At 48.3% G+C, this 799-nt stretch carries 1 protein-coding gene; it reads right to left on the minus strand.

Annotated elements, in window-relative coordinates:
* Positions 1-784: GAF domain-containing protein (locus A3750_RS17275; protein ID WP_197475114.1), on the minus strand; the 784-nt coding region annotated here is incomplete at its 3' end.
* Between the last annotated feature and the right edge of the window lie 15 nt (positions 785-799).

Consider the following 799-nt stretch of genomic DNA (forward strand, 5'->3'; position numbering starts at 1 on the left):
CGAACACAGTCCGCGTTTTCTCAACGAGGCATTGGCGAATGACGTTCATCATCGACATGCTTTTTGCCGGCGGCATGACATCCGATAGGTTACGCCCCTTCAGCAAACTAGAAGGGAGTATGAGGGAATCAGGCTGCGAGCCATAAATATCGGCGTAATTGCCGTCTTCATCAAAGATCAAGACAAGATCAGGCATCGCTTGGGCGAAGCTCTCAAAGCGGTGGCTATTGTGCTTCAATGCCTGATGCAGCGCCTTGGATTTACTCTCGTTAACATCACGTTCCATCACGAGACTTGCCAGATTACAAAACCGCTTTACTAATCGAATCGATTCTTTATCCACATCCCGTTCATGGCCAAAGTACAGAGCAAAGGTCCCCAGAACATCGCCATAACTTGCAATAATGGGCACAGACCAACAAGCGCGCAGGCCAGCCTTCAAGGCTAGCTCTTTGTAATCCGTCCAAAGGGGGTCGGTCGAAATACTGGAGACATAAACACTTTTCTTTTTGAATGCGGCTGTGCCACACGAACCAACATTCGGCCCGATTTTTACGCCCTCAATGGCGGCACAGTAATCTGCGTCTAAAGAGGGCGCAGCACCGCTCTTCAGACAGGAACCTTCAAGGATCAAAATGGAACAAAACACATCCGGCAATGCAATCAGATACTCTATCTCTGAGGCGATGCGCTCCAAGCACTCTTTTTGAGAAGTGCCTAAAGCGATCTGAGAAATCAGGGTTTGCTGAACGTCTAGTAGGCGTTCTGCTTGAACTTCATTCATATCAAACATCAACTA

The organism is Oleiphilus sp. HI0079, from assembly GCF_001635105.1.